The organism is Erwinia sp. INIA01 (genome assembly GCF_025947915.1).
GTDB classification, from domain to species: domain Bacteria; phylum Pseudomonadota; class Gammaproteobacteria; order Enterobacterales; family Enterobacteriaceae; genus Erwinia; species Erwinia coffeiphila.
On record NZ_JAPDNC010000020.1, the window covers coordinates 1 to 22,825 of the forward strand.

The following is a 22,825-nucleotide window of genomic DNA, read 5'->3' on the forward strand; positions in this document are numbered from 1 at the left end:
TGAAATACAAAACGCCCGATGAGGTTCATCGGGCGTTTTACAGGCAGAACGTTGTCAACCTAAATCAGGACTAGTCACATTTATGTTATTCAATCTCTTGATAGATGGCATAAACACCCGTCGCAGAAAAATCCCCATGGGCGCAGTAAATGGCCTTCTTTTGTTCCATAAGAATAAATTTTCTGACTTTTTTCGTGTAGTAAATGGTGAAGATAAAACCCAGGAGAAGCCACAAAATGACCGCTAAGGTAAACGGAATCATTGACGTGACGAAGAGCTTTTCCTTGTTAAATTTAGCGATCGCATTTTCCAGATGAGACTGGCCCTCGGCTGTTGTCAGCAGCGCGCATAAGTCCTGTCGGTTCCTGGCGCTGATTAACCCCTGGCTTTCTGTTGCGGATAACGTGTTCTGCCGGCACTCCTCCACCGTTACAGACCAGCTGGAAGGCAGGAACGTCGTGGCTTCCGACGCTTTTTTTTCGGATATGTAGAAGGGTTTTCCGGATTCTTTCCAGATCAACAGCGTTGAGTCTGGTGGGGTTCTCAATGTCTGAATCAGAGCGGGAATCAGAAACCAGGACGCCAGCAACAAAATAATGAAAAAAACAAACGTAATGACTTTCTCAGGTTTGCCGATCGCGGGTAGCTTCTTTAATGGAATTGAGATGATAAAGAAATTCAGCATGAATGCCGGGACGCCACCCTTTTTCAAAATCTCACTGTGTCCTTTTTTATAGGTGAAAATTCTGTTGGCAATTTTAATCGCTGGTTTGATGAGCAAGGCCAGAATGGTGATTAACGCAACCGTCGTTCCTAACGGGGCATTGGTGAATTCAGCGTTGACCATATTAAGTGAGGGGGTGATATTCTGCATTTCTGCACCTTAATCTGCTGTTCTGTAAGCCAATTATTATCACCTCTGATGGCGTTGATAAAGTCCAGGAAAATAACTACCAGGGATCGATTCCCCGATTTATCACTGTAACTTCTGCTGCCAAACGGCGCGAATACGGGGGTTGATAGCACGGTTACAGAGTGAATAACACATCCGCCGCTTTCAGAGGACGCTTCCATTTTTCAGATTTCCCTCTAAAATTAACTCTCTGTTTTCACTCCAAAACGTCGCTTATGACCCTGCTTAACCAACAGATTACGCGTGCAAAACGGCGGTCAGGAATATGGCTGAGCGCGCTGGCGATGTTTTGCCTGGTCCTGGTCCTGCTCAGCCTGTGTGTTGGCGATCGCTGGGTGCCACCGACGCGCTGGTTAACGGCTGATGCCGAACTGTTCGTCTGGCAGCTGCGCCTGCCGCGCACTCTGGCGGTATTGCTGGTAGGGGCTTCGCTGGCAGTCGCGGGCGCGACGATGCAGGCGCTGTTTAACAATCCGTTGTCGGAACCTGGCCTGCTGGGTGTCTCCGCCGGAGCGGGCGTCGGTCTGGTGCTGGCGGTATTTGCAGGGAACGGCGACCCGTGGGTGATGAGCGTCAGTGCTATTGCCGGTGCGCTGTTTATCACACTGTTGCTGCTGCGTTTTGCCCGCAGGCATCTTTCCGGCAGCCGCCTGCTGCTGGCCGGGGTGGCTCTGGGGATCGTTTGTAGCGCGATCATGACCTGGGCGGTCTATTTCAGCAGCAGCCTCGATCTGCGTCAGCTAATGTACTGGATGATGGGCGGTTTCGGTGGTATCGGCTGGAACGAACGTTGGCTGATGCTGGCGCTGCTGCCGGTGTTACTCTGGCTGACGACTCGCTCAACGGCCCTGAATCTGCTGGCGCTGGGTGAAACGTCAGCCCGTCAGCTGGGGCTGCCGTTGGTTCTGTGGCGCAATCTTTTGGTGCTGGCGATTGGCTGGCTGGTGGGCGTCAGCGTTGCGCTGGCCGGAGCGATAGGCTTTATTGGCCTGGTGATCCCGCATATTTTGCGCCTGAACGGTCTTAGCGATCATCGGACGCTTTTACCCGGCTGTGCTCTTGCCGGCGCGGGTGTGCTTTTGGCCGCTGATATTATTGCCCGCGTGGCGCTGAATTCCGCCGAACTTCCGGTGGGCGTGGTGACCGCCACGCTGGGTGCACCGATCTTTATCTGGTTATTATTGAGCAACCGTTAGCCGCTAAAACGGCTATCCATCCACGTTAAACAGGAAAATTCAATGAGCATTTATGCAACAGAGCTGACTACGCTGGACGGTGAGAAAACCACGCTGGCACAGTGGCAGGGGGATGTCCTGCTGGTGGTGAATGTCGCCTCAAAATGCGGCCTGACGCCGCAGTATTCTCAGTTAGAAAATCTGCAAAAGGCCTGGCACGATAAAGGCCTGACGGTGCTGGGTTTTCCCTGCAACGCATTTCTTGAGCAGGAACCGGGTACTGAAGCGGAAATAAAAACGTTCTGCAGCACCACCTACGGCGTCACCTTCCCGATGTTTAGCAAAATCGAGGTAAACGGGCCGGAGCGCCATCCGCTCTATGCTCAACTGGTTGCCGCGCAGCCGCAGGCGCTGGCCCCGCAGGGGAGCGGCTTCCTTGAACGCATGACCAGTAAAGGCCGCGCGCCGAAGCAGCCGGGCGATATCTTGTGGAATTTTGAAAAATTCCTTATTGGTCGCGACGGTCGCGTCCTGCAGCGCTTCTCACCGGATATGGAGCCGGAAGATGAAGTCGTAGTCAGCGCAATTAAACAGGCGCTGGAAGGATAAGTGCTGCTGGATATTCGCCAGGCCGCCGTTGACCAGCGTCTGTTTCCCTTTAGCGCCGAGGTCGACAGCGGCCAGCTGATCCATCTGGTGGGGCCAAACGGCGCGGGGAAAAGCTCGCTGTTAGCCTCGCTGGCCGGCCTGCTTGACGTAAAGGGAGATATTCTGCTCAATGATGAGCCGCTGGTGGCATGGGCAGCGCCGCGGCTTGCCAGGCATCGCGCTTATTTGCCGCAGCAACAGCGGCCTTCAGAGCAGATGCCTGTCTGGCACTATCTGTTAATGCACGATGTACAGCAGACTTCGGCCAGCGAGCAGCAGCTGATGTATTTTACCGATGCGCTACAGATCAGCGATAAGCTGCATCGCCCGCTGGGCCAGCTTTCCGGCGGTGAATGGCAGCGGGTCCGGCTTGCTGCCGTCTTTTCGCAGGTCAGCCAGCCGCAGGGGCAGCTTCTGCTGTTAGATGAACCGATGACCGGGCTGGATATTGGTCAGCAGGCGGTGTTTGATCGCCTGCTTCCTGAGCTGCTTGAACGAGGCGTGACGGTTGTCATGAGCAGCCACGATCTGAATCACACGCTGCGACATGCCGATATCGTGTGGCTGATGCGAGCTGGGCAGCCTGCGCTACAGGGCAACCCGCAGCAAATCCTGACGCCTGAGCACCTGTCTGCGCTGTATCAGGTGCCTTTCCGCCAGCTGCAGGTAGAAGGGCGCTCTTTTCTGACCACGTTCGCGTAACCGGCCGCTAACGCTGTCAGCGCGGCGAGTTTGCCGCTAAAGTTAATATTCCGACTCCAGAGGATGGTGTGCTATGCGTTACTGGTTTGTGCTCATGATCGTGATTCTTGCCGGCTGCAGCAGCCATGCCCCTCCGCCAAAAACGCAGCTTGCCGACCGGATAATGGTGATTGCGCAGCTCGACGATCAGCTTTCTCAGTGGCACGGAACCCCTTACCGCTACGGTGGCATGAGCCGAGGTGGCGTTGACTGCTCGGGTTTTGTTTATCTGACCTTCCGCGATCGCTTTGATTTGCAGCTGCCGCGCACCACCTCCGCGCAAACTGATATTGGCACACGCATCAGCAAGGATGATCTGCTGCCCGGCGATCTGGTGTTCTTTAAAACCGGCAGCGGCGAAAACGGCCTGCATGTGGGCATTTATGACACCGACAATCAGTTTATCCACGCCTCGACCAGCCAGGGGGTGATGCGATCCTCACTGGATAATGTTTACTGGCGCAAAGTGTTCTGGCAGGCGCGACGGATTTAAACGGACGAACGCAGCGTTGACCGCTTTTGTCAGGCCTGTTTATCCGATGATGCGGGAAGAAAGCAGAATAACCCTTCACAGTCTCCGTGTTTTATCCACGCTCCGCGATTTACACTAGGTCCGGCACCTGCCTTCGGGGATGTTCCCGCGGGCACTGATGGAGACAGCATGCAATTTAATAATACCTGGTTCCAGGAACTGAGCGGCTGCTACAGCGCCGTATCGCCCACACCGTTAGCGAATCCGCGCCTGCTGTATCGTAACGCAGCGCTGGCGCGTGAACTGGGGCTGGGCGACGAGCTGTTCAACGCGGAGAACGTTGGGCTGTGGAGCGGCGACCGCCTGGCGGATGGCATGCAGCCACTGGCGCAGGTCTACAGCGGACATCAGTTCGGCGTCTGGGCCGGACAGCTCGGTGACGGGCGCGGACTGCTGCTGGGTGAGCAGCAACTGGCCGACGGGCGTAAAGTTGACTGGCACCTGAAGGGAGCGGGGCTGACGCCTTATTCGCGGATGGGGGATGGGCGTGCGGTTCTGCGCTCCACGCTGCGCGAGTTTTTGGCCTCGGAAGCGATGCACGCGCTGGGAATCCCGACTACCCGGGCGCTGACTATTGTTGCCAGCGACGAACCCGTTTACCGCGAAACAACCGAACGCGGTGCGATGCTGCTGCGCGTTGCGGAGAGCCACCTGCGCTTTGGCCACTTTGAGCATTTTTACTACGGCGGCAATCAGCAAAAGGTTAACGAGCTGGCCGACTACGCCATTCGTCATCACTGGCCGCATCTGCAACAGGAAGCGGATAAATACCTGCTGTGGTTCAGCGACGTGGTGAAGCGCACCGCGCGGCTGATCGCCAGCTGGCAGAGCGTAGGGTTTGCCCACGGCGTAATGAATACCGATAACATGTCGATACTCGGCCTGACGCTGGATTACGGCCCTTACGGTTTTCTGGATGACTACCAGCCGGAATTTGTCTGCAACCATACCGACCATCAGGGGCGCTACAGCTTTGAGAAACAGCCAATGATTGGGCTGTGGAACCTGAACCGCCTGGCGCATTCGCTCTCGGGCCTGATGACTACCGAGCAGCTTAAGCAGGCGCTGGCGAACTACGAACCGGAGCTGATGCGAGCCTGGGGCGAAAAAATGCGGGCGAAACTGGGGCTGATGACCGCCGACAGGCACGATAACGATATTCTTACCGGGCTGCTGTCGTTAATGACGCGTGAGGGAAGTGATTACACCCGTACCTTCCGGTTACTTAGCGACAGCGAGCAGCAGCAGTCCCGTTCACCGCTGCGCGATGAGTTTATCGATCGCGATGCGTTTGACGGCTGGTATAACGTCTGGCGTCAGCGGGTCTTGCAGGAAGAGCGTAGCGATGAGGATCGTCAGAAGGCTATGAAACAGGCTAATCCGGCGGTAGTGCTGCGTAACTATCTGGCACAGCAGGTCATTGAGAAAGCGGAACAGGACGACATCAGCGCACTGGCAAGACTTCACCAGGCGCTGTCATATCCGTTTGAAGACATCGAAGAGTTCGGCGATCTGGCACGTCGACCGCCGGACTGGGGTAAGAAAATCGAGGTCAGCTGCTCCAGCTAGCGGCGCAGAGCCACCTGTGGCACCCCTTCGATCTGATGCGGGTGCACCATCACGTCAGCGTGATACCAGCGCGTCAGCGTCTCTTCATCCAGCACGTCGGCCGGCGAGCCTTCGGCTACCAGTTTCCCCTGCGCCAGCAGTATCACACGGTCCGACCACAGCGACGCAAGATTCAGATCGTGCAGTACACAGCAGACGCTGAGCGGATGCTGTTGGGTCAGCTGCGACAGCAGGCGCAGCAGGTGCTGCTGGTGATAGAGATCCAGCGCCGAGGTTGGTTCATCAAGGAACAGCCAGCCGCGCGGTCCGTCCTGCTGCCACAGCTGCGCCAGCGCGCGGGCCAGCTGCACCCGCTGCTGTTCGCCGCCGGAAAGCTGCAGGAAGTCGCGATTTGCCAGATTCACACAGCCGGTCAGCGCCATCACTTCCTGAACGATCGCCTTTTGCGGTTGTCCGGGCCAGGGCGCGCGGCCCATCGCCACCACATCAGTTACGCTGAGCGGGAAGCTCATATTGCTTTGCTGACGCATTACCGCCCGCTGCTGCGATAATTTTGCCGGTGACCAGGCCGCCAGCGGCTTGCCGTTAAGCGTGCACTGCCCGCGATGTGGCGTGTAGAAACCGGTCAGCAGACGCAGCAGTGTCGATTTACCGGCCCCGTTTGGCCCAATCAGCGATACCAGCTCACCGGGACGCAGACTGAGGGAGATATCTTCAAGCAACCAGCGCTGGCCAGGGTTATAGCCCAGCCCGCTGGCCGTTAATGACTCATCCATTCATACCTCCACGGCGGCGCAGGATCAGCCACAGGAACCACGGACCCCCTATCAGGCTGGTGAGTAAACCAACGGGCATTTCCGCAGGAGCCACCAGCGTGCGAGCCAGCGTATCCGAAATCAGCAGCAGGATGGCACCGCTGAGCAGCGAAGAGGGCAGTAGCCAGCGATGATCGCCGCCGAGCCAGAAGCGCATCAGATGCGGCACGACCAGGCCGATAAAGCCGATAATACCGCTGACCGATACCGCAGCGGCCACCAGGAGCGCGCTGAGCACCAGCAGATAGCGCTGAGTGCGCGGCACGTCGACGCCGAGATAGTGCGCTTCTTCTTCACCCAGCTGAAGCAAGTTCAGGCGCCCGGCAAGGCGCTGAACCAGCACCATCGCCGGTAACACCACAGAGGCGCAAACCAGTACGGTTGGCCACTGCGCGGAACCCAGACTGCCCATGCCCCACAGCGATAGCTGGCGCAGCTGCTGGTCGGTACTGACCCACGACAGCACGCCCACGGCCGCTGCACAGAGGGCGTTGATCGCAATCCCCACCAGCAGCAGGCGGCTCAGTCCGCTAAAACCCTGGCGGCTGAGCAGGAAAATCAGCACTGTTACCGCAATACTGCCGATAAACGCCGCGAACAGCGGTACATACAGCGCGAAAATTCCCGGCAGCGAAACAGACATGACGATAGAGAACGCCACCGCCAGCGCCGCACCGCTGCTGATCCCCAGCAGGCCAGGATCGGCCAGCGGGTTACGGAACAGACCCTGCATAACACAGCCGGAGAGCGCCAGTGCACCGCCGACGATGACCGCCAGCAGTACGCGGGGCAGGCGAATAGTAAACCAGATTTGCCACAGGCTGCTGTCCGTTCCGGCATGCCACAGCATCGGCAGCGACAGCTTCATCGCCCCGATATTGGCTGCGCTGACGGCGAGCGTCAGCAGCAGCAGCAGTAAAATGCCCAGCCAGCGTAAGGCGCGTGCTGACATCACTTAATGGTTTCCGCAGTCTGGCGCAGCTTCAGAATGGCCGCAGGGGTATCAATACCGAAGCCCAGCAGCGCCATATCATCAACCACCAGCAGCTGCTTGTTTTTCGCCGCCGGAGTCAATGCCAGACCCGGCAGTTTCCACAGGTTTGCTTCACCGCCGACGGTTTTCAGGCCATCGGTGGTGATCACAATCAGCTGTGGCGCACTGGCAACCACGCCTTCCTGCGACAGTGCCTGATAACGGTTTACCGAAGCCATGGCGTTTTGCAGACCTGCCGCCTGGATAGCGCTGTCGGCAGACGTGCCGCTGCCCGCAGCCATAGTGCCCATCCCCTGGTGGGCGAGGATAAACAGCACCTTCACCGGCAGCTGAGTTTTAGGAATGCTGGCCAGCTCGCTGGAGATCTTCGCCTGAAGCGCTTTGCCTTCCTGCTCGCGATGCAGGGCGACGGCAACAGTTTCAATTTTCTGATTGATCGCAGAGACGTCGGTCTTACCGGTGACATCGACCACTTTCACGCCGTTTTTCGCCACCTGTTCCAGCGCAAGCGCCGGTTTAGCCAGCTCGGTTGTCAGCACCAGCGTCGGTTTCAGCGCGAGAATGCCTTCAGGGTTCAGCATACGCATATAGCCAACGTCGGGCAGTTTCTTCACTTCTTCCGGGTGCAGACTGGTGGTGTCACGTGCGACGAGATCTTTTTGTCCGTCAAGGGCATAGATAATCTGCGTTACATCACCACCGATGCTGACGATGCGCTCAGCGGCCAGGGTTGAAAACGACAGCGGTAAAACGCAAAGCGCGGCTAACCATGATTTCATGCTGAAACTTCCTCGCTGCTGAGGGTTGCTAACTGTTCGCGCCACTGGCTCTGTTCCGGTTGACCTTCGCTACGCTGACCGTAAAGCTGGGCGATCTGCGTGCCGTCAGCGGCGAAAAGCTCAAGGCTGGTAACAATGCCGTCGGCGGTCGGTTTACGGGTGATCCAGGTTTCGGCAATTTTCAGCTCCTGCAGGTGCAGAGTGAACGCCGGGTTAAAGATATTCAGCCAGTTGTGCATCGGCATCAGTTTCTCAATCACGCCGGTGAAAATCTGGGTGCAGGCGCGGTTGCTGACGAAAATCATGATTTCGTTACCGTCGCGCTTAACGGTTTCCAGCAGCGTCGCCAGTGACGTATTGCTGACGCGGGTCGCCAGATCGTCGGCAACGGCGCGGAAAGCCTGCTGGCGGGAGACGTTATGGCGCTTCAGCAGACGGAAGAACTGGTGCACGTCGGTCATTGCGCGCCACTCGCTTTCCAGCACTGCGGCATCCACGCTGTCAGCAAAGCTGGCAGGTTCTGCGGCGGCTACGCTGAATTCAGCGGCCGGTTCGGCTTTGAATTCTTCTAGCACGGCCTGCCAGGCATCCATATCGGTTTTATCGGTCGCGTAGACTTTCAGCACCGCATCGCCCTGGCGATCGAAGAACTGAATGCTCTGGCGTTCGCCGTGGCCGGTCATTTCCTGCAGATGGAACACGCTGGCCCACTGATTCACAAACACGCGCAGATCCAGGGCGCGCGGATTCAATACGATCCCGGCATGTTCATTGATATGGATATTGTTAAACGTACCCAGCTGTTCATGAACTGCATATTCGTTGCGGGTAATACATTTAGTTTCACCCACTTTTTCCAGCGCGTGCAGCAGTTCGCGCATTGCAGGGCGCAGTGGAGCAGCCTGATGGCCAACGCGTGCAGCGGTCAACTCGGCTTCGCTGATCCCCATCAGCGCAGCAAGATCGCGGGCATATTTTTTCGGATGCTCTTCTTTTAATTCGGTGTAACGTTGGTATTGCGCTGTCATTGCTGCTCCTCACAAAGTTCATCCACTGACAATCGTCAGTGACAATCATTACCACTGATGGCTCGTAAATTCATGGCTGCCGATCGCATACTCGGGAGCGATCACACAGAATAGCCGTTGATAGAAAAAGGATATTCATTATCAGAATGATAATCATTATCAGGGAAAGGTGGCGGTAATCAAGCAGAAATTCAGCTTATTGACGAGGGAGAGCATAGAAGTTGAAAGACTGGCCATAAAATGGCCAGCCAGAAGATTAAAAACGACTGTCGATAGCGTCAGCCAGCTGCGCCAGAACGGCGGCGCTGTCATCCCACCCGAGGCAGGGATCGGTGATGGACTGGCCCCAGGTCAGCGGCGTATCCGGCAGAACTTTTTGCGCGCCTTCCTGCAGGAAACTTTCAATCATCACCCCGGCAATCGCCGTTGAGCCGTTGCGGATCTGCCCGGCGATGGAGGCTGCAACGTCTTTCTGTCGACGGTGCTGTTTCAGGCAGTTACCGTGACTGAAGTCGATCACCATCTGCGTCGGCAGGCGATGTTCGGTAAGTGCCGCGGCGGCTTCAGCAATGTCCTGTGCATGGTAGTTAGGCTGCTTGCCGCCGCGCATAATGATATGGCCGGAAGGATTTCCGCTGGTCTGGTAGATCGTCATCTGCCCCTGTTTGTCAGGAGAGAGGAACATGTGACTGAAGCGGGCCGCACGGATAGCATCCACGGCGATACGGATGTTGCCGTCGGTGCCGTTTTTGAAGCCGACCGGGCAGGAGAGCGCAGAGGCCATTTCACGATGAATCTGACTTTCAGTGGTGCGCGCGCCGATAGCGCCCCAGCTAATCAGATCGGCAATAAACTGCCCGATCACCATATCGAGAAATTCAGTCGCGGTGGGCATGCCCAGTGCATTGATATCCAGCAACAGCTTGCGCGCCACTTCCAGCCCGTGGTTAACGCGGAAACTGCCGTCCAGATCCGGGTCTGAAATCAGTCCTTTCCAGCCCACCACCGTGCGCGGCTTTTCAAAATAGGCCCGCATCACGATTTCCAGCCGGGACTGATACTTATCGCGCAGTTCGTTGAGGCGTGAGGCGTACTCCAGTGCTGCAGCGGGATCGTGCAGCGAGCAGGGACCGATGACCACCAGCAGACGCTTATCCTCGCCCGAAAGAATACGGGCAATACGCTGGCGCGAGGTCATCACATTTTCAGCTATGGCGGCGGTAATGGGCTGTCTGGCAAGCAGTTCGGCAGGCGTTATCAGGCTGTCGATGCGCGCGGTCCGCAGTTCATCTGTTTTATTCATGGTCTTCTCTAAATTTTTGTCTTCGCAACGGCAGGAATACCGGGAAGTAATGGCGATCACCTTAAAGCAAACGGCGATGATTTCAACCATCGCCGAAGGATAAATGCCATAAAAAAACCACAGGCCCGCCTGTTTGCCGGGCGTCAGTACATGCGTCGCGCCAGTCCCATGATATCGAGGATCTTGGTAGCGATTTCTTCTACCGAATAGTTGGTACTGTTGAGATAGCGGATCTGATTGGTGCGGAACAGCGCTTCAACTTCACCTACCTCCAGTCGGCACTGGCGCATTGAGGCATAACGCGTATTCACCGCACGCTCCTGGCGAATCGCCGCCAGACGTTCCGGGTCGATGGTCAGGCCAAACAGCTTGTTCTGGAACGGCTTCAGCGCAGGCGGCAGCTTCAGGTTATCCATATCGTCGGCGATAAACGGGTAGTTCGCCGCTTTGATGCCAAACTGCATCGCCAGATAGAGGCTGGTAGGGGTTTTACCGCAGCGCGATACACCCAGGAGTATCACCTGCGCTTCCTCCAGCCCGCGCAGAGAAATACCGTCATCGTGGGCCAGTGTGTAGTCAATGGCGGCAATGCGGGCGTCGTATTTGCCCAGGTTGCTGGCGGTCAGTCCGTGGGTTCGGTTAGCGACCGGCGCAGGCGCAACGCCCAGCTCCTGCTGGAGCGGTGCCACCAGCGACTGAACGATGTCCTGGCAGAATCCGTCACTTTGTAAAATGATCTCGCGTATTTCCGGCGTAACGATAGAGATAAACACCAGCGGGCGAATACCGCTGTGCTGATAAATGGTGTTGATTTGCGCTTTCACCGCCTGTGCCCGCTGCACGTTCTCCACGAAGGGCAGCGTCACGCTGTTGGTTTCCACCGGGAACTGGGAAAGTACGGCATGACCCAGCACCTCGGCGGTTATTGCCGTACCATCTGAAATATAGAAAACACTGCGTTCGGCATTCACGTCCATTTTATCTCCAGAATGAGCTATGCGGGCAGACTAAATTATTTCCGATACGGAAAGCAAACTGTGATTTCATCGACAAAACAAAATGAAAAATCCAAATAAAAGATGATTTGAAATTTTTATTCTTATAAACTTTGCATTATCATTTCATTCTGCAAAATTGAAATGACGTTTCTATTTACTATTCAATTAATACCCCCTTTTTTATAAAATCATTCTTAAATGGAATCCTGTTTTTGTTGCGCAAACAAATTTGTGCGATTTAGGAGTGATTTTTTAACTTTATGAAAATTAACGCATTTGTTTTTTAATTTGATTTCTTTCAGTCATTATCCTGCGCAGAGTTGTCTTAAAAACGCCGCCGCCGAGTTGCTTGAACGATTCAACACTTTCTCAACCCTTCGATGTTGTGACAGTCTCACTAAGCAATGCTGTATCCCTTATTCCTAATTAAATCTTACAAGGATTGCTTCAATGTCCAATAAAGGCCAATTGCCGCTCGTGCTCTGGTATAACGAACTTGGCATGCACGATGTCGATCGGGTGGGAGGCAAAAATGCTTCTCTGGGTGAAATGATTACTAACCTGTCATCACTGGGTGTGTCCGTGCCGAACGGCTTTGCGACAACCTCTGATGCTTTCAACCAGTTCCTTGATCAAAGCGGCGTTAACCAGCGTATCTATGAACTGCTGGATAAGACCGATATTGATGATATTGATCAGCTGGCGAAAGCGGGTAAGCAGATCCGTCAGTGGATTATTGACACGCCTTTCCAGCCGGAGCTGGAACAGGCTATTCATCAGGCCTACGACCAGCTGTCTTCTGACGATGCTGAAGCGTCGTTTGCCGTGCGCTCTTCGGCGACCGCTGAAGACATGCCGGATGCGTCGTTTGCCGGGCAGCAGGAAACCTTCCTGAACGTGCAGGGTTATGACGCGGTGCTGGTGGCGGTGAAGCACGTCTTCGCCTCACTGTTTAACGACCGCGCGATCTCTTACCGCGTGCATCAGGGCTATGACCACCGTGGCGTGGCGCTCTCTGCCGGTGTTCAGCGCATGGTGCGTTCTGATCTGGCGTCATCGGGCGTGATGTTCACCATTGATACCGAATCGGGCTTCGATCAGGTGGTCTTTATCACCGCGGCGCTGGGCCTGGGTGAAATGGTGGTGCAGGGTGCGGTTAACCCTGATGAATTCTACGTGCACAAACCGACGCTGGCCGCGGGCCGCCCGGCGATTGTGCGCCGCAATATGGGATCGAAAAAGATCCGTATGGTCTACGCCGATTCGCAGGAACACGGCAAGCAGGTAGCGATCGAAGACGTTCCGGAAGCCGAGCGCGACCGCTTCAGTCTGACCGACAAAGAAGTTGAAGCGCTGGCGGTGCAGGCGGTGCTGATTGAGAAACACTACCAGCGCCCGATGGACATCGAATGGGCGAAAGACGGTCACACCGGCAAGCTGTTTATCGTGCAGGCGCGCCCGGAAACCGTGCGTTCTAACGGCCAGGTGATGGAGCGCTACAACCTGCAGGGCAAAGGCAAAGTTCTGGTTGAGGGCCGCGCAATCGGCCATCGTATCGGTGCCGGTGAAGTGAAGGTGATTCACGATATCAGCGAGATGGGCCGCATTGAGAAAGGCGACGTGCTGGTAACGGATATGACCGACCCGGACTGGGAACCGATCATGAAGAAAGCGTCGGCGATTGTGACCAATCGCGGCGGTCGTACCTGCCATGCGGCAATTATTGCCCGTGAGCTGGGTATTCCGGCGGTAGTGGGCTGCGGTGATGCGACCGACCATCTGAAAGACGGCCAGAAAGTGACCGTGTCCTGTGCGGAAGGTGATACCGGCTATGTGTATAACGATCTGCTCGACTTCGAGGTGAAAAGCTCACAGGTTGACGAAATGCCGTCGCTGCCGCTGAAGGTGATGATGAACGTCGGCAACCCGGATCGTGCGTTCGACTTTGCCTGCCTGCCGAATGAAGGCGTAGGTCTGGCGCGTCTGGAATTTATTATCAACCGTATGATTGGCGTTCACCCAAGAGCGCTGCTGGAGTTCGATCAGCAGACGCCGGAACTGCAGCAGCAGATCCGCGGGATGATGAAAGGGTTTGATGACCCGGTGGAGTTCTACATCGCCCGTCTGACCGAAGCGATTGCAACGCTGGGTGCGGCGTTCTCGCCTAAACGCGTGATCGTTCGTCTGTCTGACTTTAAGACTAACGAATATGCCAACCTGGTTGGCGGCGAGCGCTACGAACCTGAGGAAGAGAACCCGATGCTGGGCTTCCGCGGTGCCGGTCGCTATGTTGCCGACAACTTCCGCGACTGCTTCGCGTTAGAGTGCGCGGCCGTTAAGCGCGTTCGCAACGAGATGGGACTGACTAACGTGGAGATCATGGTGCCGTTCGTGCGTACCGTGGCTCAGGCGAAGGCGGTGGTTGAAGAGCTGGAACGTCAGGGACTGAAGCGCGGCGAAAACGGGCTGAAGATCATCATGATGTGTGAGATCCCGTCCAACGCGCTGCTGGCTGAGCAGTTCCTGGAATACTTTGACGGCTTCTCTATAGGTTCCAACGATATGACCCAGCTGGCGCTTGGCCTTGACCGCGATTCGGGCGTGGTGTCCGAGCTGTTTGACGAGCGTAATGACGCGGTGAAGGCGCTGCTTTCTATGGCGATTCGCGCGGCGAAGAAGAAGGGTAAATACGTTGGTATCTGCGGTCAGGGTCCGTCGGACCATGAGGATTTTGCGGCCTGGCTGATGGAAGAGGGGATCGACAGTCTGTCCCTGAACCCGGATACTGTGGTGCAGACCTGGCTGTCGCTGGCTGAACTTAAGAAGTAATGTCTTTAATAAAGGGGGTGTGATGCTCCCTTTTTTGGATACGCCGTGGTGTGTTTTCAGCCTTCGGTGATTATCTGAGGCACTTATAAAAACCGCTCTCGTTTTCGATGGCGGTTTTTTTGTTTTGCTGCCTGGTGCCTGGTGCCAGGTGCCAGGGCCGGTCCGTCTGCACCGATCCGGCAGGCTGACGAGCGAAGTGAAGGAACCACGCTTTGCGTGGCGCGAGGACCCGGGCAATCAAAGGCACGGCCAGGCAGCGTAGAACCCGATGCCGCAGTAGTCCCCACAACATCCCCCACAATCACAACCAGCGGCCACATAATTGCAGCCAGGACCTCCGCAGGGCGGATTTGAAAACATCAATCGCTAAATAGCGAGACTCACTCCGTCAACACGCAGCCAAAAAAAAGCCCATCGCAGAGGATGGGCAAAGACTACACACAGCAATTTTGTACTTCACTCAGGGGAAAGGGCGTTTAAAAATCAGTAGCTTGATTTCAAACATGGATTCAATAGTAAGCAACGCGCATTCTGGCGTCATTAAGAATCATCTTATTAGTTTAAAATCAATAATGCATCCACGAGCGGATAGCCGATTATTGTCATTTATTCAGAAGAAAAGGTTAACAAAAGTGCTGGGTTGGGCTGTTTACATGCTGTTTCCAGGTAATACAGTCAAGATTTGCTAATAAAATGGAGGTGGGGGCATGAGGATACTTTTTTATTGCTAATGATTGCGACCAGCGATACTGGCCGCGTTTATCATTCTGAGAGCTGAGAGCTGAGAGCTGAGAGCTGAGAGCTGAGAGCTGAGAGCTGAGAGCTGAGAGCTGAGAGCTGAGAGCTGAGGTATACGATTAGAGATGCCGCGGATTATCGTTTTCGAACTCGACCAGTTCTTCGACTACCATCGTTGGATCGTCACTGGGAACCGGAACCTCGTGGACCCAAACGGAGAGAAGCCGATAGGAAACCGCTAACACCACCGGGCCAATAAATAGCCCAATCATGCCGAAAGCCACCAGGCCTCCGATCACGCCTGAGAGGATCAGCAGCAGCGGCAGGTCGGCACCCATGCGGATTAACATCGGGCGCAGCACGTTATCCAGTGTGCCGACCACGCAGCTCCAAATCACCAGTACGGTTGCCCATGACGTGTCGCCGCTCCAGTACAGCCAGATAATCGCCGGGATAAGCACCGTCAACGGTCCCAGCTGTACCAGACAGGAGAAGATCATGAGTACGGTCAGCAGTGTGGCGTAGGGAATGCCGGAAATCGCCAGTCCAATACCACCAAGCACGCCCTGCACCAGTGCGGTCACCACCACACCCAGCGCAACGGCGCGTATTGCCTGACCGGCAAGCAGTACGGCAGCATCGCCACGGCGGGCGGCAAGGCGGAAGGCAAAATGACGTATCCCGCGGCCAACCTGCTCGCCGCGCCAGTACAGCAGCATACTGAACAACAGCATCAGGCCAAGATGCAGCATAAAGCGGCCAAAATATCCCGCCTGAGCCACAAAGAAGCCGGTTGTCCGGCCGATATAGGGTTGGATTTTTGCCATCAGGGCGGTACCGCCACCGGCAATCAGGGTGTGATAACCAGAATAGAGATTGTCCCCGATCATCGGCACATCGTTCAGCCACTCAAGCTTTGGCATTTCCAGGCGTCCGGAACTGATCATGGCGATAACCGGTGCGCTGGAATCCAGCAGGCTGTTGACCAGCAGTGAAATCGGAATAATAAACACCAGCAGCAGCAGCAACGTCATCGCGATAACCGCCAGGGAGCGGCGTCCCCAAAGCAGCCGTTGGATCTTAATCATCAGTGGCCAGGTGGCGATGACCACCATGCTGGCCCAGGCAAAGCTCAGGATAAAAGGCTGAATTACCCAGAAGCAGGCGATGATCGCAATGCTGATAAACAGCAGCGTAAACACAATCTGCGGCAAGTCCCAACCTTTATAAACATTCTTCATGTGTGAACCATAACCTCGGGTCAGTAAATTCTCTATTCGCGGCGACCGAGTGGGGAGCGCGAATAATTTGTCATTCTGTCTTCAATCATTTTATTTCTGAAAATCCGCGCCAGCGCGACAGTTACGCTAAGGCAGCTGGTTTAATCATGATGTATGAAACGATTTTGTGACATACACAACAGGTTATTCTTTTGTTTCGTTTTTTGAAATAACGGCAGGTCATAAAAAAATGTGATAAAACGGATAGCTGCGTCATTTACGACACGCAGAATGATCCATACAACATTTTGGTCACCCGATAATGATCCCACAGATTTCCCAGGCACCGGGCCTTGTTCAACTGGTGCTGACGTTTTTGGATACACTGAAGCAGGAAGGTTTTACCGGTGATACGGCTACCAGCTATGCCGATCGCCTGATAATGTCGACCGATAACAGTATTTACCAGCTGCTACCCGACGCAGTTGTCTTTCCCCGCTCTACCGCTGATGTTGCGTTGATCGCCCGCCTTGCCGGTGAAGAACGCTTTGAGTCGCTGGTTTTTGCACCGCGTGGCGGCGGCACCGGCACCAACGGTCAGTCTCTGAACCGCGGGATTGTGGTAGATATGTCGCGCCATATGAAGCGCATCCTCGAAATTAATACCGAAGAAGGCTGGGTAAAAGTTGAAGCGGGCGTGATTAAAGATCAGCTCAACGCCTACCTCAAGCCCTACGGCTATTTCTTCTCTCCTGAATTGTCCACCAGTAACCGCGCCACTCTTGGCGGGATGATTAATACGGATGCCTCCGGGCAGGGGTCGCTGGTCTATGGTAAAACCTCCGATCACGTCCTTGGCCTGCGTGCGGTTCTGCTCGGCGGTGATATTCTGGATACCCGAGAAATGCCTGTCGAACTGGCGGAGCAGCTGGCGCAGCAGCAGGGTGCTGAGGGGAATATCTATCGTGTTGTGCTGGACCGCTGCCGTCAGCAGCGCCAGCTGATTCTGGATAAGTTTCCCAAACTTAACCGCTTTCTTACCGGCTACGATCTTCGCCATGTGCTGAGCGACGATCTCCAGCAATTTGACCTGACTCGCCTGCTGTGTGGTGCCGAAGGTACACTGGCGTTTATCACCGAGGCGCGGTTGGATATCACGCCGATCCCTAAAGTGCGGCGGCTGGTCAATATCAAATATGACTCGTTTGATTCCGCGTTGCGTAATGCGCCGTTTATGGTGGAAGCCAAAGCGCTGTCGGTCGAAACCGTTGACTCTAAAGTGCTTAATCTGGCGAAGGAAGATATTGTCTGGCACTCGGTCAGTGAACTGATTTCCGACGTGCCGGATAAAGAGATGCTCGGCCTGAATATGGTCGAGTTTGCCGGGAATGATAAAGCGCTGATTGACGGCCAGGTCGATTCACTCTGTGAACGGCTGGAAACGCTGATGGCGGAAGGCCAGGGCGGCGTGATTGGTTATCAGCTCTGTAACGACGTCGGCGGCATTGAGCGTATCTACGGCATGCGTAAAAAAGCGGTGGGCCTGCTGGGTAATGCTAAAGGCCGGGCCAAACCGCTGCCTTTTGTTGAGGATACGGCAGTACCGCCGGAAAACCTGGCGGACTATATCGTTGAGTTTCGGGCGCTGCTCGACAGCCATAATCTGAGCTACGGGATGTTCGGCCACGTTGACGCCGGGGTTCTGCACGTGCGTCCCGCGCTGGATATGTGCGATCCGCAACAGGAGATCCTGATGAAAAAGGTCTCCGATGAGGTAGTCACACTGACCGCCCGGTATGGCGGCCTGCTGTGGGGAGAGCACGGTAAGGGCTTCCGTGCGGAATACAGTCCGGCGTTCTTTGGCGAAGAGCTGTATAGCGAGCTGCGGCGAATCAAGGCAGCCTTTGACCCGGCTAACCGGTTAAATCCCGGAAAAATCTGCGCGCCGATCGGTGTTGACGATCCTATGTTGAAAGTTGATGCGGTTAAGCGCGGTACCTGGGACAGACAAATCCCCATTTCTGTGCGCAGCGACTGGCGCGGTGCGATGGAGTGTAACGGTAACGGGCTGTGCTTTAACTTTGATGTGAACAGCCCGATGTGCCCATCGATGAAAATCACCAGCAACCGCATGCATTCACCGAAAGGGCGCGCCACGCTGACCCGTGAATGGCTGCGTCTGCTGGCCGAACAGGGTGTCGATCCTCTGGTGCTGGAGAAGCAGCTGCCGTCGAAAGGCATCAGCCTGCGCGGGATGATCCAGCGGACCCGCAATAGCTGGCATGCGCGGCGAGGCGAATATGATTTTTCACATGAGGTGAAGGAGGCGATGTCTGGATGTCTGGCCTGTAAAGCCTGTTCCACCCAGTGCCCGATTAAAATCGATGTGCCGGGCTTCCGTTCGCGCTTCCTGCAGCTTTACCACACCCGTTACCTGCGCCCGGTCAGTGACTACCTGGTGGCTACGGTTGAAAGCTACGCGCCGCTGATGGCCATCGCGCCGAAAACCTTTAACTTCTTCCTTCGCCAGCGCTGGGTTGGCGCGCTAAGTAAACGCCAGTTAGGTATGGTGGATCTGCCGCTGCTCTCCTCGCCGACACTGAAACAGCAGCTATCGAAGCACCGCAGCGCGACGACGACCCTGGAACAGCTTGAGCAGATGAGCGCCGAACAGCGTGCGCAGCACGTGCTGGTGGTGCAGGACCCGTTCACCAGCTATTACGAAGCGCAGCTGATTGGTGATTTTGTGCAGTTGATTGACCGGCTTGGTTTTACGCCGGTGGTGCTGCCGTTCTCACCCAATGGTAAAGCGCAGCACGTGAAAGGCTTCCTGCAGCAGTTTGCCCGTACGGCGCAGAAAACATCCGATTTCCTTAATCGCGTGGCCCAATTGGACCTGCCGATGGTCGGTGTCGACCCGGCGCTGGTACTCTGCTACCGCGATGAATACCGCCAGGTACTGGGGGATAAACGCGGTGACTTCAACGTGCAGCTGGTGCATGAGTGGTTGCAGAATGCACTGGTGGATCGGGATATTCAGCCGGTCAGCGGGGAAGCCTGGTATCTGTTCGGCCACTGTACCGAAGTGACCGCGCTGCCGGGTTCGATCAAGCAGTGGGAAACGATCTTCTCGCGCTTCGGTGCAAAACTGGAAAGTATCAGCGTGGGCTGCTGCGGCATGGCGGGCACCTACGGCCATGAAACTAAAAACCTGGAAAACTCACTGGGTATCTTTGAACTGTCCTGGCAGAAGGCGCTACAAAAGCTGCCCCGTCAGCGCTGTCTGGCTAGCGGTTATTCCTGCCGCAGCCAGGTGAAACGCCTTGAAGGAAGCGGTATGCGCCATCCGCTGCAGGCTTTACTGGAGATTGTCTGATGGCTATCTGGAAACGTGAGGTAACGCTTGAACAGCTGAACCTGCACAGCAAAGGCACCATGGTAGAGCACCTCGGCATCCGTTTCACTGCACTGAATGACGACAGTGTTGAAGCGATAATGCCGGTCGATAATCGTACCCGGCAGCCGTTCGGGCTGCTGCACGGCGGCGCCTCAGTGACACTGGCCGAAACGCTGGGGTCGATGGCAGGGTATCTCTGTACTCAGGGAGATCAGCAGGTGGTCGGTCTGGAAATTAATGCCAATCACGTGCGGTCCGCGCGGGAAGGGGAGGTGCGCGGCGTTTGTCGCGCCACCCATATAGGGCGCACGCATCAGGTATGGCAGATCGAGATTTACGGGCCGGACAGTCGATTATGCTGTAGCTCGCGCTTAACAACGGCGGTGATAAGCTAATAACCCCAAATTATCCGGGGTTTTTAGCTGCTCTGCCACGCGGTATACTGGTAACGGGACTACATAATCCACGAAGCGTGTTTCACAAAATCGCTTTGCAGTACCGTTGCTTTATCCCATTCACCGTTGAGTGCCAGCTGATGACACAGGCGACTGAGGGAATGGCGCGCCAGCTGCCAGGCCTGCATGCGGAACAGTCGTTCGCGGGATGTATTGCTCAGCTCAACAACCAGTCGTTGATGAAGTTTGCCCATTGCGTGCAGATAGCTCTGATCGTCACCGTTCAGCTGGCAAAGCTCAGCCATATCGAGACAGGTATCATTGAACTTGCGTAACTGTTCAATGGTGCATTCCGGGCGGTTCAGCTTTGCCTGTGCCATATAGAAATCGACGGTGATATCACGTACGGAAAACTTATATTCATCAATCTTGTGTTGCAGCCACGCACTCATCGACAGATTCATTGCTGGTCCCAGTCGCGCTAATGATAATCATTATCATATTATAACTGCGTTAATATTCAATCACCCGGTGGGATTTTTTATCGATAAATGCCGCCTTTCAAAAAAATTGGTATTACCGATAAGCGCGATGAGGGATTTAGGTGAATGATTATTATTAAGAAGTGGCTTGAGGTTACAACTTAGAAACATTTTGTTTTCAACAATTTATCTTTTGCGGTTTTGACCTGAAGAGCACGTCACTATCTGTTTCGCAGGGGCTAAACTTACTCAATAAGATTAGAAAAACACCCAAAGGGTAATATCCCTGCAAAACAAGAGGTTGAAGTGATACAGGTTATCACTAACATAGAGGCACTAGCCCGAAGGGCTAACGTATCGCGAGGTAATTTATGCAATCAGCAAATCCAGCATCTTTTTCTCCAGATGACTTTATCTGGAAAGGATTGACGCTCACCGACAGCGCCGCCAAACAAATCAGCAGCCTTGCCGCTGGCGATCCTGAAATCAAAGGTTTGAAGCTGGGCGTGAAGACGTCAGGCTGCGCCGGTTTTGGTTACACCATGGACCTGGTGAAGGAGACGGCGAAGGATGATTTGGAGTTTAGCCATAACGGTGCATCGCTGTTCGTGCCCCTTCAGGCAATGCCCTACATTGACGGTACGGAAGTTGATTTCGTCCGTGAAGGTCTGAACCAGATTTTTAAATTTAATAACCCTAAAGCTCAACACGCCTGTGGCTGTGGTGAAAGCTTTGGCGTTGAGTAAACTCTATGTCTCGTAATACTGACGCATCTGATGATGTACAGGTTTGGGAAGGCAGCCATCAGAAATATAAAGAAGGCTTCTTTACCCAACTGGAAACCGAAGAATTCGCCCACGGCATCAACGAAGATGTGGTGCGTGCGATCTCGGCCAAGCGTAATGAACCTGAGTGGATGCTGGATTTCCGCCTGAAAGCGTTCGCGGCCTGGCTGGAAATGGAAGAGCCGCACTGGCTGAAGGCCAACTATAAAAAACTGGATTATCAGGATTACAGCTATTACTCCGCGCCGTCCTGCGGCAGCTGTGACGATGCCTGTGCCTCAGAGCCGGGTGCTACCCAGACCTCCGGTAGTGAAGCGCCGAACTACCTGACGCAGGAAGTGGAAGAGGCTTTCAAACAGCTGGGTGTTCCGGTACGTGAAGGCCAGGAAGTGGCGGTTGATGCCATCTTTGACTCCGTTTCGGTTTCCACCACCTACCGCGACAAGCTGGCGAAAGAAGGCATCATCTTCTGTTCATTCGGTGAAGCGATTCACGATCACCCAGAGCTGGTTAAACAGTATCTTGGTACTGTGGTGCCGGCCAACGACAACTTCTTTGCCGCGCTGAACTCCGCCGTTGCCTCTGACGGCACCTTTGTGTACATCCCGAAAGGCGTACGCTGCCCGATGGAACTGTCGACCTATTTCCGCATCAACGCGGCGAAAACCGGGCAGTTCGAGCGCACGATCCTGATCGCCGATGAAGGCAGCTACGTGAGCTACATTGAGGGCTGTTCTGCCCCGGTACGCGACACCTATCAGCTGCATGCGGCGGTGGTCGAAGTGATCATCCACAAAGACGCAGAAGTGAAGTACTCCACCGTGCAGAACTGGTTCTCCGGCGGCGACAGCGAAGGCGGCATTTTGAACTTCGTGACCAAGCGTGCACTGTGCGAAGGCGAAAACAGCAAAATGTCCTGGACCCAGTCTGAAACGGGCTCAGCCATTACCTGGAAGTACCCGAGCGTGATCCTGCGCGGCGACAACTCCATCGGTGAATTCTTCTCTGTTGCGCTGACCAGCGGACGTCAGCAGGCCGACACCGGCACCAAGATGATCCACATCGGTAAAAATACCAAGTCGACGATTATCTCGAAGGGTATTTCAGCCGGTAAGAGTGAAAACACCTATCGCGGCCTGGTGAAGATTATGCCGACGGCGACCAATGCGCGTAACTTCACTCAGTGTGACTCGATGCTGATTGGTGCTGACTGCGGCGCGCATACTTTCCCGTATGTGGAAGTGCGCAACAATACTGCCCAGCTGGAGCACGAAGCGACAACGTCACGTATTGGTGAAGATCAGCTGTTCTACTGCCTGCAGCGTGGCATTAGCGAAGACGATGCGATTTCCATGATTGTTAACGGCTTCTGCAAAGACGTCTTCTCTGAGCTGCCGCTGGAGTTTGCGGTAGAAGCGCAAAAACTGCTGGCAATCAGCCTGGAACACAGCGTGGGCTAAGCCCGCGCCAAGAACTTTACCCAA

The 22,825-nt window shown here is 55.1% G+C and carries 19 protein-coding genes and 1 other RNA gene; 10 read left to right on the forward strand and 10 right to left on the reverse strand.

What is annotated here, in order from left to right; all coding sequences use genetic code 11:
* Positions 1–85 precede the first annotated feature (85 nt).
* Positions 86–874, reverse strand: a complete 789-nt coding sequence (locus tag OMR58_RS24130) for a DUF6216 family protein (RefSeq protein ID WP_264547172.1) — start codon at positions 872–874, stop codon at positions 86–88.
* A gap of 254 nt (positions 875–1,128) precedes the next feature.
* Between OMR58_RS24130 and btuC the strand changes: the two genes are divergently transcribed.
* The 5 genes from btuC to OMR58_RS24155 all read left to right on the forward strand — a co-directional run bounded on the left by btuC (position 1,129) and on the right by OMR58_RS24155 (position 5,578).
* Positions 1,129–2,109, forward strand: coding sequence for a vitamin B12 ABC transporter permease BtuC (gene btuC, locus OMR58_RS24135; protein ID WP_264547173.1), 981 nt, complete (start codon positions 1,129–1,131; stop codon positions 2,107–2,109).
* A gap of 42 nt (positions 2,110–2,151) precedes the next feature.
* Positions 2,152–2,697, forward strand: coding sequence for a glutathione peroxidase (locus tag OMR58_RS24140; RefSeq protein ID WP_200558595.1), 546 nt, complete (start codon positions 2,152–2,154; stop codon positions 2,695–2,697).
* Positions 2,698–3,438, forward strand: coding sequence for a vitamin B12 ABC transporter ATP-binding protein BtuD (gene btuD, locus OMR58_RS24145; protein WP_200558597.1), 741 nt, complete (start codon positions 2,698–2,700; stop codon positions 3,436–3,438).
* 73 nt (positions 3,439–3,511) lie between these two features.
* A complete protein-coding gene (locus OMR58_RS24150) occupies positions 3,512–3,970 on the forward strand; it encodes a C40 family peptidase (protein WP_200544612.1) in 459 nt (152 codons plus the stop codon).
* Positions 3,971–4,138: 168 nt separating this feature from the next.
* A complete protein-coding gene (locus OMR58_RS24155) occupies positions 4,139–5,578 on the forward strand; it encodes a protein adenylyltransferase SelO (protein WP_264547174.1) in 1,440 nt (479 codons plus the stop codon).
* Here OMR58_RS24155 and OMR58_RS24160 read toward each other — a convergent pair.
* The 6 genes from OMR58_RS24160 to ppsR form a co-directional block, all read right to left on the reverse strand.
* Positions 5,575–6,354, reverse strand: coding sequence for a heme ABC transporter ATP-binding protein (locus OMR58_RS24160; RefSeq protein WP_264547175.1), 780 nt, complete (start codon positions 6,352–6,354; stop codon positions 5,575–5,577). The two genes, OMR58_RS24155 and OMR58_RS24160, sit on opposite strands and share 4 nt — an antisense overlap.
* Positions 6,347–7,348, reverse strand: a complete 1,002-nt coding sequence (locus tag OMR58_RS24165; RefSeq protein ID WP_105594986.1) for a FecCD family ABC transporter permease — start codon at positions 7,346–7,348, stop codon at positions 6,347–6,349. The genes OMR58_RS24160 and OMR58_RS24165 overlap by 8 nt, the downstream gene beginning before the upstream one ends.
* A complete protein-coding gene (locus tag OMR58_RS24170; protein ID WP_264547176.1) occupies positions 7,345–8,166 on the reverse strand; it encodes a heme/hemin ABC transporter substrate-binding protein in 822 nt (273 codons plus the stop codon). The genes OMR58_RS24165 and OMR58_RS24170 overlap by 4 nt, the downstream gene beginning before the upstream one ends.
* A complete protein-coding gene (locus OMR58_RS24175) occupies positions 8,163–9,194 on the reverse strand; it encodes a hemin-degrading factor (protein WP_264547177.1) in 1,032 nt (343 codons plus the stop codon). Before OMR58_RS24175 ends, OMR58_RS24170 begins: the two co-directional genes overlap by 4 nt.
* 256 nt (positions 9,195–9,450) lie before the next feature.
* Positions 9,451–10,497, reverse strand: a complete 1,047-nt coding sequence (locus OMR58_RS24180; protein ID WP_264547178.1) for a 3-deoxy-7-phosphoheptulonate synthase — start codon at positions 10,495–10,497, stop codon at positions 9,451–9,453.
* A gap of 143 nt (positions 10,498–10,640) precedes the next feature.
* A complete protein-coding gene (ppsR, locus tag OMR58_RS24185; RefSeq protein ID WP_105594982.1) occupies positions 10,641–11,474 on the reverse strand; it encodes a posphoenolpyruvate synthetase regulatory kinase/phosphorylase PpsR in 834 nt (277 codons plus the stop codon).
* Between the two features lie 471 nt (positions 11,475–11,945).
* Here ppsR and ppsA point away from each other — a divergent pair, with 471 nt between their 5' ends.
* Positions 11,946–14,324, forward strand: a complete 2,379-nt coding sequence (gene ppsA / locus OMR58_RS24190; RefSeq protein ID WP_264547179.1) for a phosphoenolpyruvate synthase — start codon at positions 11,946–11,948, stop codon at positions 14,322–14,324.
* Positions 14,325–14,723: 399 nt separating this feature from the next.
* Here the strand turns inward: ppsA and rprA are convergent.
* Positions 14,724–14,829, reverse strand: an RNA gene (gene rprA, locus OMR58_RS24195) — antisense sRNA RprA.
* 352 nt (positions 14,830–15,181) lie between these two features.
* Positions 15,182–16,303: an AI-2E family transporter YdiK gene (gene ydiK, locus OMR58_RS24200; protein ID WP_200558602.1), complete on the reverse strand. Its 1,122-nt coding sequence runs from the start codon at positions 16,301–16,303 to the stop codon at positions 15,182–15,184.
* A gap of 301 nt (positions 16,304–16,604) precedes the next feature.
* On the opposite strand from ydiK, the gene ydiJ reads away from it, so the two are divergent.
* Both ydiJ and OMR58_RS24210 read left to right on the forward strand, forming a co-directional pair.
* Positions 16,605–19,658: a D-2-hydroxyglutarate dehydrogenase YdiJ gene (gene ydiJ / locus OMR58_RS24205; RefSeq protein ID WP_264547180.1), complete on the forward strand. Its 3,054-nt coding sequence runs from the start codon at positions 16,605–16,607 to the stop codon at positions 19,656–19,658.
* Positions 19,658–20,074, forward strand: a complete 417-nt coding sequence (locus tag OMR58_RS24210) for a hotdog fold thioesterase (protein ID WP_105594978.1) — start codon at positions 19,658–19,660, stop codon at positions 20,072–20,074. The genes ydiJ and OMR58_RS24210 overlap by 1 nt, the downstream gene beginning before the upstream one ends.
* A 59-nt stretch (positions 20,075–20,133) precedes the next feature.
* Here the strand turns inward: OMR58_RS24210 and OMR58_RS24215 are convergent, their stop codons facing one another.
* Positions 20,134–20,538: a hypothetical protein gene (locus OMR58_RS24215; protein WP_105594977.1), complete on the reverse strand. Its 405-nt coding sequence runs from the start codon at positions 20,536–20,538 to the stop codon at positions 20,134–20,136.
* Positions 20,539–20,927: 389 nt separating this feature from the next.
* Here OMR58_RS24215 and sufA point away from each other — a divergent pair, with 389 nt between their 5' ends.
* On the forward strand, positions 20,928–21,302 hold the full coding sequence (sufA, locus tag OMR58_RS24220; protein ID WP_105594976.1) for a Fe-S cluster assembly scaffold SufA: 375 nt from the start codon (positions 20,928–20,930) through the stop codon (positions 21,300–21,302).
* A gap of 5 nt (positions 21,303–21,307) precedes the next feature.
* On the forward strand, positions 21,308–22,801 hold the full coding sequence (gene sufB / locus OMR58_RS24225) for a Fe-S cluster assembly protein SufB (protein ID WP_200558605.1): 1,494 nt from the start codon (positions 21,308–21,310) through the stop codon (positions 22,799–22,801).
* The last annotated feature ends 24 nt before the right edge of the window (positions 22,802–22,825 follow it).